Consider the following 11,972-nt stretch of genomic DNA (forward strand, 5'->3'; position numbering starts at 1 on the left):
GCGATGCCCAAGCGCGAGGACATCAAGTCCGTGCTCGTGATCGGCTCCGGGCCGATCGTCATCGGCCAGGCCTGCGAGTTCGACTACTCCGGCACCCAGGCCTGTCGCGTGCTGCGCGAGGAGGGGATCCGGGTCGTCCTGGTCAACTCCAACCCGGCCACGATCATGACCGACCCGGAGTTCGCCGACGCGACCTACGTCGAGCCGATCACCCCGGAGTTCGTCGAGAAGGTCATCGCCAAGGAGCGCCCCGACGCTCTCCTGGCCACTCTCGGCGGCCAGACCGCGCTCAACTGCGCGGTGGCGCTGGACGAGCGCGGGATCCTGGAGAAGTACGACGTCGAGCTGATCGGCGCGAGCATCGACGCCATCCAGCGCGGTGAGAACCGCGAGGAGTTCAAGAAGATCGTCGCCGAGCTCGGCGGCGAGAGCGCCAAGTCGGTCATCTGCCACAGCATCGACGACCTGCTCGCGGGCGCCGAGGAGCTCGGCTACCCCGTGGTCATCCGGCCCAGCTTCACCATGGGGGGCTCGGGCTCGGGCTTCGCGTACAACGAGACCGAGCTGCGGCGCCTGGGCGGCGCCGGCCTCGCGGCCAGCCCCACCACCGAGGTGCTCCTGGAGGAGTCCATCCTCGGCTGGAAGGAGTACGAGCTCGAGGTCATGCGCGACCGCAAGGACAACTCGGTCATCGTCTGCTCGATCGAGAACCTCGACCCGATGGGCGTGCACACCGGCGACTCGATCACCGTCGCCCCGGCGCTGACGCTGACCGACCGCGAGTACCAGAAGCTGCGCGACCTGGCGATCGGCATCATCCGCGCCGTCGGCGTGGACACCGGCGGCTGCAACATCCAGTACGCCGTCAACCCGGCCGACGGCCGGATCATCGTCATCGAGATGAACCCGCGTGTCTCGCGCTCCTCGGCGCTGGCCTCCAAGGCGACCGGCTACCCGATCGCCAAGATCGCCGCGAAGGTCGCGATCGGCTACACCCTCGACGAGATCGAGAACGACATCACCGCCGGGCCGAACGGCTCGACCGCCGCCTCGTTCGAGCCGACCCTCGACTACGTCGTCGTCAAGGTTCCGCGCTTCGCCTTCGAGAAGTTCCCGGGCGCCGACACGACCCTGACCACGCACATGAAGAGCGTGGGCGAGGCGATGGCGATCGGCCGCAACTTCACCGAGGCCCTGCAGAAGGCGCTGCGCAGCCTGGAGAAGCCCGAGGCGGTCTTCGACTGGACCCAGGAGGTCGTCGAGCTCGACAAGCCCGCGCTGCTGGAGGAGATCAAGGTCCCCACCGACGGCCGGCTCAAGCGGGTCATGGACGCCATCCGCTCCGGCGCGACGCCTGAGGAGATCTTCGAGAGCACCAGGATCGACCCCTGGTTCGTCGACCAGCTCTTCCTGATCAACGAGATCGCCCAGGAGATCATCGCGGCACCCGAGCTGACCGCCGACGTGCTCCGCTACGCCAAGCGCCACGGCTTCTCCGACTACCAGCTCGGCAAGATGCGCGGCATGACGGCCGACGTGGTCCGAGGCGTACGCCACGCGCTGAACATCCGCCCGGTCTACAAGACGGTCGACACCTGTGCGGCCGAGTTCGAGGCGCGTACGCCCTACCACTACTCCTCCTACGACGAGGAGACCGAGGTCGCGCCCCGGGAGAAGGAGGCCGTGATCATCCTCGGCTCCGGACCCAACCGGATCGGGCAGGGGATCGAGTTCGACTACTCCTGCGTGCACGCCTCCCTCGCGCTGAGCGAGGCCGGCTACGAGACCGTCATGGTCAACTGCAACCCCGAGACGGTGAGCACCGACTACGACACCTCCGACCGGCTCTACTTCGAGCCGCTCACCCTGGAGGACGTGCTCGAGATCGTCCACGCCGAGCAGCAGGCTGGACCGGTGGTCGGGGTCATCTGCCAGCTCGGCGGCCAGACCCCGCTGGGTCTCGCACAGGCGCTCAAGGACAACGGGGTGCCGATCGTCGGCACCAGCCCCGAGGCCATCCACCTCGCCGAGGAGCGCGGTGCCTTCGGCCGGGTGCTCCACAAGGCCGGTCTGGTCGCGCCGAAGCACGGTATGGCCACCACGTTCAACGAGGCCCGCGAGATCGCCGCGGAGATCGGCTACCCGGTCCTGGTGCGTCCCTCCTACGTCCTCGGCGGCCGCGGCATGCAGATCGTCTACGACGACGAGGCGCTGCGCTCCTACATCGAGGCCGCGACCGAGGTCACCCCGGACAAGCCGGTGATGGTCGACAAGTTCGTCGACGACGCGGTCGAGATCGACGTCGACGCCCTCTACGACGGCACCGAGCTGTTCCTGGGCGGCGTCATGGAGCACATCGAGGAGGCCGGGATCCACTCCGGTGACTCCTCCTGCGCGCTGCCGCCGATCACCCTCGGCGCCGCCGAGGTCGAGCGCATCCGCGTGGCCACCCTGGCGATCGCCGAAGGCGTCGGCGTACGCGGCCTGCTCAACATCCAGTACGCGCTCGGCTCCGACGTGCTCTACGTCATCGAGGCCAACCCGCGCGCCTCCCGCACCGTCCCGTTCGTCTCCAAGGCGACCGCGACTCCGCTGGCCAAGGCCGCGGCGCGGGTGATGCTCGGCGAGTCGATCGCGGACCTGCGTACGGCCGGCGTGCTCCCGGCGACCGGCGACGGTGGCGCGCTGCCGCCGAACCAGCCGATCGCGGTCAAGGAAGCGGTCATGCCGTTCAACCGGTTCCGCACCCCGGAGGGTCAGCAGGTCGACACCGTGCTCGGCCCGGAGATGAAGTCGACCGGCGAGGTCATGGGGCTCGACTCCGACTTCGGCCGCGCCTTCGCCAAGAGCCAGGCCGGTGCGTTCGGCCCGCTGCCGACCCAGGGCCGCATCTTCGTCTCGATGGCCAACCGCGACAAGCGCACCATGATCTTCCCGATCAAGGTGCTCGCCGACCACGGCTTCGAGATCTTCGCGACCGAGGGCACCGCCGAGGTGCTGCGCCGCAACGGCGTGCCGTCGCGGCTGATGCGCAAGCACTCCGAGGGCACCGGGCCCGATGGCGAGAAGACCACCGTCCAGCGGATCCTCGACGGCGAGGTCGACCTGGTCATCAACACGCCCAACGGCACCTCCAACGCCAAGTCCGCCCGGATGGACGGCTACGAGATCCGCACCGCCGCGGTGATGGCCAACATCGCCTGCATCACCACGGTCCAGGGCCTCGGCGCTGCCGTACAGGGCATCGAGGCACTGCGGCGCGGGGAGATCGACGTACGCAGCCTGCAGGAGTGGCGCGACGTCGTCGGCCACCACGACGGCGGGGTGTCGTCGAAGTGAAGGCCTACCGGACCCTGTTCGACAAGGTGCTGACGAAGACGGATCCGGAGCGTGCCCACCAGCAGGCGTTCGCCGCGATCCGCGCTGCCGGCCCGGCGCTGTCCAGGAGACGTACGCCGGGATCCCCGGTGCACGCGATGGGGCTCACCTTCCCGAACGTGATCGGCCTGGCCGCGGGCTTCGACAAGAACGCGGTCGGGATCGACGCGCTGGGCGGGCTCGGCTTCGGCCACGTGGAGATCGGCACGGTCACGGGGGAGGGGCAGCCGGGCAACCCGGCACCGCGCCTCTTCCGGCTGCCCGCCGATCGCGCTGTGATCAACCGGATGGGCTTCAACAACGACGGCGCCGAGGCGGTCGCCGCCCGGCTGGCGAGCCGTCTGGAGCGCCGTGGCTCGGCCGCCGGCGGGCCGATCCTCGGCATCAACATCGGCAAGACCAAGCTCGTGTCCGAGGACGACCAGTCGGCCGTCGAGGCCGACTACGCCAAGTCGGCCCGGCTGCTGGCTCCCTACGCCGACTACCTGGTGGTCAACGTCTCCTCGCCCAACACGCCCGGCCTGCGCAGCCTGCAGTCGGTCGAGAAGCTGCAGCCGCTGCTGGAGCACGTCCGTTCCATCGCCGACCAGGTCACCAAGCACCGGGTCCCGCTGCTGGTCAAGATCGCTCCCGACCTGGCCGACTCCGACGTCGTCGAGGTCGCCGACCTGGCCAGCGCGATCGGCCTGGACGGGATCATCGCGACCAACACCACCATCGGCCGCGAGCACCTCGCCTCGGCGCCCGCCGAGATCACCGCGGCCGGTGCCGGCGGACTCTCCGGCGCCCCGCTCAAGGCGCGCGCTCTCGACGTCCTGCGGCTGCTTCGCAGCCGGGTCAGCCCCGAGATGACGCTGGTCGGTGTGGGTGGCATCGCCACCGTCGAGGACGCCCGCGAGCGCCTCGCCGCCGGTGCCGACCTGCTCCAGGGCTACACCGGGTTCATCTACGAAGGTCCCGGCTACGCCCGCCGGATCGCGAACGGAGTCCGCCGATGAGCTTCGGTGCCCGCTACGTCGCCGCTCTCGCCGAGCGGGGGCGGCTCTGTGCCGGGATCGACCCGCACGCCTCGCTGCTCCTCGACTGGGGCCTCAACGACGATCTTGCCGGCCTGGAGAGGTTCGCGCTGACCGCGGTCGAGGGTCTGGCCCCCCATGTCCCTGTCGTCAAGCCGCAGAGCGCCTTCTACGAGCGTTTCGGCTCGCGTGGCGTCGCGGTGCTGGAGCGGGTCATCGCCGAGTCGAAGGCCGCTGGCGCGCTGGTGCTCCTCGACATCAAGCGCGGCGACATCGGCTCCACCAGCCAGGCGTACGCCGACGCCTACCTCGATCCCGCGAGCCCGCTCGGCAGCGACGCGGTGACCGTGAGTCCCTATCTGGGCTTCGGCTCGCTGACGCCGTTCGTCGAGACGGCCACCAAGTTCGACGCCGGGCTGTTCGTGCTCGCCCTGACCTCCAACAAGGAGGGCCCCGAGGTGCAGCACGCGACGGTCGAGGACGGCCGCAGCGTCGGCCGGGTCATGCTCGACCACCTGCGCCGGCTGAACGACGCCGAGACCCCGCTGGGATCCTTCGGCGCGGTGGTCGGAGCGACGATCGACGGGGCGGACGGTGCGGGGGTGGCGTACGACTTCGGGTTCAACGGCCCCATCCTGGCGCCGGGCTTCGGTGAGCAGGGCGGCACGCCGGGCGACCTCGCCCGGATCTTCGGTGCCGCCAACGCCAACGTGGTCGCCAGCACGAGCCGTGGACTGCTGCGCAAGGGTCCGGACGTGGCCGCGCTGCGCGACGAGGCCCTGAGGCTGCGAGACGAGCTCGGCTGAGACACTGGCGCCATGACCAGTCTCCGGATGGCCGCCCAGCTCCTCGTCCTGCCGATCCTCGCCACGGGCCTGAGCTCGTGCGGTGATCCGATCGACGACTACTGCGAGTCCCTCAGGGGCCACCAGGAGCAGCTGACGAACACCCTGGGTGAGGACGGCACCAGCGGGCTGATCGCCGCCCTGCCGATCTTCGAGGACCTCGAGCGCAACGCGCCCGACGACATCGCGAAGGACTGGAAGACGCTGACGGGGGCGATCTCGGGGCTCAGCGCGGCGCTCGAGGACGCCGGCGTCTCGGCCGACGACTTCGAGAACGGTGAGCCGCCCGAGGGCGTCAGCGACGCCGAGGCGAAGAAGATCGCCGACGCGGCCACGAAGGTGAGCAGCACGAAGACACAGGAGGCGTCCGTACGCGTCCAGCAGCAGGCCCGGGACGTCTGTCACACGTCCTTGACCCTGTGAACCGAATGGACACCAGTTAGGCGACCCCGATTGCCGCCCCGGCAACGTAATGGCTAGATTGGCGCGAGCGCTTACTTTCAGCGCTCAGCCGGGGGGCACGATCCCTGTACCGCGCGACCCGGTTGCCCTGTCGACTACACATTTGATCGTGAAAGGGAGTCTTCGTGGCTCTGCCTCCGGACATCACCCCTGAACAGCGCGCTGCCGCGCTCGTCAAAGCCGCGGCCTCGCGCCAGGAGAGGGCTGCTGTCAAGAACAAGGTCCGCACTGGCGGCATGTCCGTCCTCGAGGTCATCGAGGAAGGGAAGAAGAACGAGGTCGTCGGCAAGATGAAGGTCATCGACCTGCTGACCTCCCACCCCGGCCTCGGTGAGGTGCGGGCAACCCAGATGATGGAGCGTCTCGGCATCGCGATGAGCCGCCGTGTGCAGGGCCTCGGCCCCAAGCAGGTGGCCGCGCTGGTCGAGGAGTTCGCTCGCCGATGAGTCTGATGACGGACGAGAAGACCCCGGCCGGTGCCGGCGATGGCCACGAGAAGCGACTGGTCGTCCTGGCCGGTCCGACCGCGGTCGGCAAGGGCACCGTCTCCGCGGCGGTGCGCGACGACCACCCCGAGGTCTTCTTGTCCGTCTCGGCGACGACCCGCAAGCCACGCGCTGGCGAGGTCCACGGTGTGCACTACCTGTTCGTCTCCGACGAGGAGTTCGACGCGATGATCGCCGGTGGCGAGCTGCTGGAGTGGGCCACGGTCCACAACATGGCCCGCTACGGCACCCCTCGCGGTCCCGTCGACAAGGCGCTGGCCGAGGGACGCCCGGCGATGCTCGAGATCGACCTGCAGGGCGCCCGGCTCGTCCGCGAGACCATGCCCGAGGCGATCTTCGTCTTCCTGGCTCCGCCGAGCTGGGAAGAGCTCGTACGCCGGCTGGTCGGTCGAGGCACCGAGACCGAGGCCGAACGGGAGCGCCGCCTGCAGACCGCGCGGGTCGAACTGGCGGCGGAGAAGGAGTTCGACGTCACGATCGTGAACCACGAAGTTCATCAGGCAGCCGATGAGTTGGTAACCTTGATGACGCTCGGGCTTCCGAGCAAGAAATCCGACCAAGCCGACAAGTGAGGCTCACGTGGCTGCCCCTCAGATCGACGCCCAGGGCGTGACCAACCCCTCGATCGACGACCTGCTGACGAAGACCGACAGCAAGTACAAGCTGGTTCTCTACAGCGCCCAGCGGGCTCGCCAGATCAACGCCTACTACTCCCAGCTCGGCGAAGGCCTCCTCGAGTACGTCGGCCCGCTGGTCGACACCCACGTTCAGGAGAAGCCCCTCTCGATCGCGCTGCGCGAGATCAACGAGGACCTGCTGACCTGCGAGGACATCGACCCGGCCGAGCTGGCCGCCCAGGCTGCGGCTCAGGCTGCCGCTGCCGAGGCGCCTGCCGGCGACGCCTGATCGTCCAGGTCCTCCGCTGTCCACCAACAGCACCACTTCGGCCGCTCCCCTCGAGGGGGAGCGGCCGCGCGTGGTCTTAGGGGTCGCCGGCGGCATCGCCGCCTACAAAGCGGCCGAGCTGCTACGCCGGTTCACCGAGTCCGGCCATGACGTGACCGTGGTCCCCACGGCCGCCGCCCTCGAGTTCGTCGGCGCCCCCACCTGGGCGGCGCTGTCGGGCAAGGAGATCGCCACCGGCGTCTTCGAGAACATCACCGAGGTCCCGCACGTACGCATCGGCCAGCAGGCAGACCTCGTCGTGGTCGCGCCCGCGACCGCCAACACGCTCGCCCGCGCGGCCCACGGCCTCGCGGACGATCTGCTCAGCAACGTACTGCTCACCGCGCGCTGTCCGGTCGTGTTCGCCCCGGCGATGCACACCGAGATGTGGGAGCACCCGGCGACCCAGGCCAACGTCGCCACCCTGCGCGAGCGCGGCAACATCGTCATCGAGCCCGCCGAGGGCCGGCTGACCGGCAAGGACACCGGCAAGGGCCGCCTGCCCGAGCCGGCCGAGATCTTCGAGCTCTCCCGTGCCGTCCTCGCCCATGGCGGGCGTGCCGATCTCGTCGGTCGTCGCGTCGTCGTCTCGGCCGGCGGCACCCGGGAGTACCTCGACCCGGTCCGCTTCCTCGGCAACCGCTCCTCGGGGCTCCAGGGCTACGCCATCGCCCGGGCCGCGGCCGCACGAGGTGCCGAGGTGACCCTGGTCGCCGCCAACGTGACCCTGCCCGACCCGGCAGGCCTGAAGGTCGTACGTGTCGGCACCACCGCCGAGCTGCGCGACGCCGTGGTCTCCGCGGCCACCGGTGCGGACGCGGTCGTCATGGCCGCCGCCCCTGCCGACTTCCGGCCGACCGGGGTGAGCGAGGCCAAGATCAAGAAGGCGGCCGACGGGTCGGCGCCGACGATCGAGCTGATGCAGAACCCCGACATCCTGGCCGAGATCTCCCACCACCGGACCAAGCCCGGTCAGGTCGTCGTGGGATTCGCGGCCGAGACGGGCGACGCGACCGGCTCGGTGCTCGAGCTCGCCACGGCCAAGCTGAAGCGGAAGGGCTGCGACCTGCTCGTCGTCAACGACGTCAGCGGTGGCGCGGTCTTCGGCAGCGAGGTCAACAAGGCAGTCATCCTGGGCGCCGACGGAGGCCACGTCGACGTGCAGGAAGGGGCGAAATCCGCCCTCGCAGAGGTGATCTGGGACCAGATCTCCTTACGCCTGGATGAACAACGTACAAACTGACGACACGCCACGCGCCACGATGAGGACCACCCCTGCGGTCCTGGGGTTCGGGGTCTATGTTTGTCGACCAGAACGATTGACGTTTGCCTACCTGTTCAAACCACACGAACCTTTGAAACGGAGCTACACGTGACCGGACGTCTCTTCACGTCGGAGTCGGTGACCGAGGGGCACCCGGACAAGATCGCCGACCAGATCAGCGACACCGTGCTCGACTACCTGCTCGAGCACGACCCCAAGAGCCGGGTGGCTGTCGAGACCCTGCTCACCACCGGCCTGGTCGTCGTCGCCGGCGAGGTGACCACCGACGCCTACGCGCCGGTCGCCCAGCTCGTGCGCCAGAAGATCCTGGACATCGGCTACGACTCCTCCCTCAAGGGCTTCGACGGCCACTCCTGCGGCGTCCAGGTCGCCATCGGCGCCCAGAGCCAGGACATCGCCCAGGGCGTCGACACCGCCGAGGAGCACCGCCTGGAGAGCTCGGTCGACGAGCTCGACCTGCAGGGTGCCGGCGACCAGGGCCTGATGTTCGGCTACGCCTGCGACGACACGCCCGAACTGTTCCCGCTGCCCATCAAGATGGCGCAGACGCTGGCCGAGAAGCTGACCGCGGTCCGCAAGGACGGCACGCTGGACTACCTGCGTCCCGACGGCAAGACCCAGGTCACCATCGAGTACGACGACGAGGGCCGCGCCGTGCGCGTGGACACCGTCGTCCTCTCGACGCAGCACTCCGAGGAGACCACCCAGGAGCAGCTGCACGCCGACATCAAGAAGTACGTCATCGAGCCGGTGCTCGAGCAGTTCAAGTCGTCGGTTCCCTTCGACGGCTACAAGCTCCACATCAACCCGACCGGCCGCTTCGTCGTCGGTGGCCCGATGGGTGACGCCGGCCTGACCGGCCGCAAGATCATCGTCGACACCTACGGCGGCATGGCCCGCCACGGCGGCGGCGCCTTCTCGGGCAAGGACCCGTCGAAGGTCGACCGGTCGGCTGCGTACGCCATGCGCTGGGTGGCCAAGAACATCGTCGCCGCGGGCCTGGCCCGTCGCGCCGAGGTCCAGGTCGCCTACGCCATCGGCAAGGCCCAGCCCGTCGGCGTCTTCGTGGAGACCTTCGGCACCCACACCGTGCCCGAGGCCAACATCCAGAAGGCCGTCCTCGAGGTCTTCGACCTCCGCCCGGCCGCGATCCTGCGCGACCTCGACCTGCTCCGCCCGATCTACGCCAAGACCGCCGCGTACGGTCACTTCGGCCGCGAGCTCCCCGAGTTCACCTGGGAGCGCACCGACCGCGCCGACGCCCTCAAGGCTGCCGCCGGCGCCTGAGCGGTAGGAATACCCGGTTAACCGGGTATTCCTGCACTTCTCAGGCATTGCAACGCCTGAGAAGTGCAGGAAAAGCCAGAGAAGTCCGGCGCCCGTCCCACCACAGACGGGCGCCGGTGGCGTTTGCGGGGTCGGCGCCGTTGGGTTGTCGGCGGCTGCTGGTAGAAATGACCCCTGTGAGCCGGGGACCGCAGGAGGCAGCCGGGGCAGCGGAGCTGGAGCTGCCCGGGCTGGTTCGCGACCGGGTCAAGGAGGGCCGGGCGAAGGCCGCGGCGACGCGGGCACGGAAGGCCGCCGAGGCGTCGATCGCCGAGGTCGATCCGGTCGCGAAGGTCCTGGTCGACCTGCCGATGGCACACCTGGACAGGCCCTTCGACTATGCGGTCCCGGCCTCGATGGCCGAGGAGGCCCAGCCCGGGGTCCGGGTGAAGGTGCGCTTCGGTCCCAAGGACGTCGACGGGTTCGTCGTGGAGCGGGCTGAAGCCTCCGAGCACGCGAACCTGCAGCCGCTCAAGCGGGTCGTCAGCTCCGAGCCGGTGCTCACTCCGCAGGTGGCGGCACTGAGCGAGTCGGTCGCCCGGCGCTACGCCGGTGCCCGGGCCGACGTGCTCCGGCTGGCGATTCCGCCCCGGCACGCCTCGACCGAGAAGGAGCCCTCCGCGGTCTCCCCGGCCGGGCGCCCGTTCGACGCTGAGGCCGCGGCAGCGGCCTGGGCTGGTCATGAGCCGGCAGCCGCGTTCCTGCGACATCTCGCCTCCGGCGGGGCGCCGCGCGCGGTGTGGCATGCCGCGGCCGGCACCGATCATGCCGACCTGATCGCTCATGCCACCGCGACGACGCTGGCCTCCGGACGCGGCGCGCTGGTCGTGGTGCCGGACTGGAAGGACCTCGCCCGCCTCGACACCGCGATGACGAAGGTGCTGGGGGAGGGGCAGCATGCCGTGCTGGCCGCCGACGCCGGGCCGGCCTCGCGCTACCGGGAGTTCCTGCGGGTCGCCCGGGGCACGGTGAAGGTGGCGATCGGCACCCGCGCGGCCGCCTTCGCGCCGGTGCACGACCTCGGGCTGGTGGTCGTCTGGGACGACGGCGACGACCTGCTCGCCGAGCAGCGCTCGCCCTACCCGCACGCGCGTGACGTGCTGCTGCTGCGGGCGGAGCAGGAGCAGGCGGCCGCCCTGGTGGGTGGCTTCGCGCGGACGGTGGAGGCCGGGTTCCTGGCCGAGACCGGCTGGGCGCAGGAGATCCGGCCCACCCGGGCGCTGGCCCGCGAGCGGGTGAGCATCGAGATCACCGGCGACACCGACTTCGACCTCGAGAAGGACCCGCTCACCCGGGCCTCCCGGGTGCCTCGAGAGGCCCACGAGATCATCCGGGCGGCACTCACCACCGGACCCGTTCTGCTGCAGACGCCGCGGCGCGGATACGCGGCCTCGCTGGCCTGCGACCGGTGCCGTACGCCGGCCAGGTGCTCGGCCTGCCAGGGGCCGCTGCAGCTCGGCGGGCCGGCCGCGCCGCCGACGTGCGGCTGGTGCGGTCACGTCGAGGCGGCCTGGGCGTGCGGAGCCTGCGGCGGGTTCGGGCTGCGGGCGCCGATCATCGGCGAGGCGCGTACGGCCGAGGAGATGGGTCGCTCCTTCGCCGGCGTCCGGGTGGTGACCTCCTCGGCGGGGGCGGTCAAGCAGACGGTGCCGGGCACCCCGGCGATCGTGGTCGCGACCATCGGCGCCGAGCCGGTCGCCGAGGGCGGCTATGCCGGGGTGCTGCTGCTCGACACCTGGCTGCTGCTGGGGCGGCCGGATCTGCGTACGGACGAGGAGGCGCTGCGCCGCTGGAGCAACGCCGCCGGACTGGTGCGGCCCGGTGGGCGGGTGCTGGTCGTCGGTGACCCGGCGCTGTCGGTGCTGCAGGCATTGGTGCGCTGGGACCAGCCCGGGTTCGCCCAGCGCGAGGCGGCCGCCCGGCAGGAGGCCCACCTCCCGCCGGCGTCGCGGCTGGCCACCATCACCGGCACTCCCGGAGCGCTCGATGACGCGCTCACCCTGCTGGCGCTGCCGCCGGGCGCGGAGGTGCTCGGACCGGTGCCCGCCGAGCCCACGTCGACCGGTGAGCCCCGGCTGCGAGCCGTCGTACGCGTGCCGAGATCCCTCGGAGTGAGGCTCACCGAGGCGCTCGGAGAGCTGCAGCGAGTGCGCTCTGCGCGCAAGCTCGACCCGGTGCGGGTCCAGGTGGATCCGCCGACGCTCTGAGC

At 70.4% G+C, this 11,972-nt stretch carries 10 protein-coding genes; all 10 read left to right on the plus strand.

Annotation, left to right across the window (positions count from 1 at the left end; all coding sequences use genetic code 11):
* Window positions 1–3: 3 nt before the first annotated feature.
* The 10 genes from carB to ABTX24_RS22185 all read left to right on the plus strand — a co-directional run bounded on the left by carB (window position 4) and on the right by ABTX24_RS22185 (window position 11,970).
* On the plus strand, window positions 4–3,339 hold the full coding sequence (gene carB, locus ABTX24_RS22140; protein WP_160022976.1) for a carbamoyl-phosphate synthase large subunit: 3,336 nt from the start codon (window positions 4–6) through the stop codon (window positions 3,337–3,339).
* Window positions 3,336–4,376, plus strand: coding sequence for a quinone-dependent dihydroorotate dehydrogenase (locus ABTX24_RS22145; protein WP_350842618.1), 1,041 nt, complete (start codon window positions 3,336–3,338; stop codon window positions 4,374–4,376). The genes carB and ABTX24_RS22145 overlap by 4 nt, the downstream gene beginning before the upstream one ends.
* Window positions 4,373–5,200 (plus strand): orotidine-5'-phosphate decarboxylase, encoded by an 828-nt coding sequence (pyrF, locus tag ABTX24_RS22150; RefSeq protein WP_350842620.1) that lies wholly within the window; start codon window positions 4,373–4,375, stop codon window positions 5,198–5,200. Before ABTX24_RS22145 ends, pyrF begins: the two co-directional genes overlap by 4 nt.
* Window positions 5,201–5,212: 12 nt before the next feature.
* Complete coding sequence (locus ABTX24_RS22155) at window positions 5,213–5,662, plus strand: hypothetical protein (protein ID WP_350842622.1); 450 nt, start codon at window positions 5,213–5,215, stop codon at window positions 5,660–5,662.
* A gap of 164 nt (window positions 5,663–5,826) precedes the next feature.
* Complete coding sequence (gene mihF, locus ABTX24_RS22160; protein WP_168381123.1) at window positions 5,827–6,147, plus strand: integration host factor, actinobacterial type; 321 nt, start codon at window positions 5,827–5,829, stop codon at window positions 6,145–6,147.
* Complete coding sequence (gene gmk / locus ABTX24_RS22165) at window positions 6,144–6,779, plus strand: guanylate kinase (protein WP_350842624.1); 636 nt, start codon at window positions 6,144–6,146, stop codon at window positions 6,777–6,779. Before mihF ends, gmk begins: the two co-directional genes overlap by 4 nt.
* Before the next feature lie 7 nt (window positions 6,780–6,786).
* Window positions 6,787–7,113, plus strand: a complete 327-nt coding sequence (rpoZ, locus tag ABTX24_RS22170) for a DNA-directed RNA polymerase subunit omega (RefSeq protein ID WP_160022984.1) — start codon at window positions 6,787–6,789, stop codon at window positions 7,111–7,113.
* A gap of 16 nt (window positions 7,114–7,129) precedes the next feature.
* Window positions 7,130–8,395, plus strand: a complete 1,266-nt coding sequence (gene coaBC / locus ABTX24_RS22175) for a bifunctional phosphopantothenoylcysteine decarboxylase/phosphopantothenate--cysteine ligase CoaBC (RefSeq protein WP_502890316.1) — start codon at window positions 7,130–7,132, stop codon at window positions 8,393–8,395.
* A gap of 129 nt (window positions 8,396–8,524) precedes the next feature.
* The gene (gene metK, locus ABTX24_RS22180) at window positions 8,525–9,724 is read left to right on the plus strand and encodes a methionine adenosyltransferase (protein WP_160022986.1); all 1,200 of its coding nucleotides are present in this window, start codon (window positions 8,525–8,527) and stop codon (window positions 9,722–9,724) included.
* Between the two features lie 176 nt (window positions 9,725–9,900).
* A complete protein-coding gene (locus ABTX24_RS22185) occupies window positions 9,901–11,970 on the plus strand; it encodes a primosomal protein N' (RefSeq protein WP_350842626.1) in 2,070 nt (689 codons plus the stop codon).
* Window positions 11,971–11,972 lie beyond the last annotated feature (2 nt).

Source organism: Nocardioides sp. NPDC127514 (assembly GCF_040302125.1).
Classification (GTDB): Bacteria; Actinomycetota; Actinomycetes; order Propionibacteriales; family Nocardioidaceae; genus Nocardioides.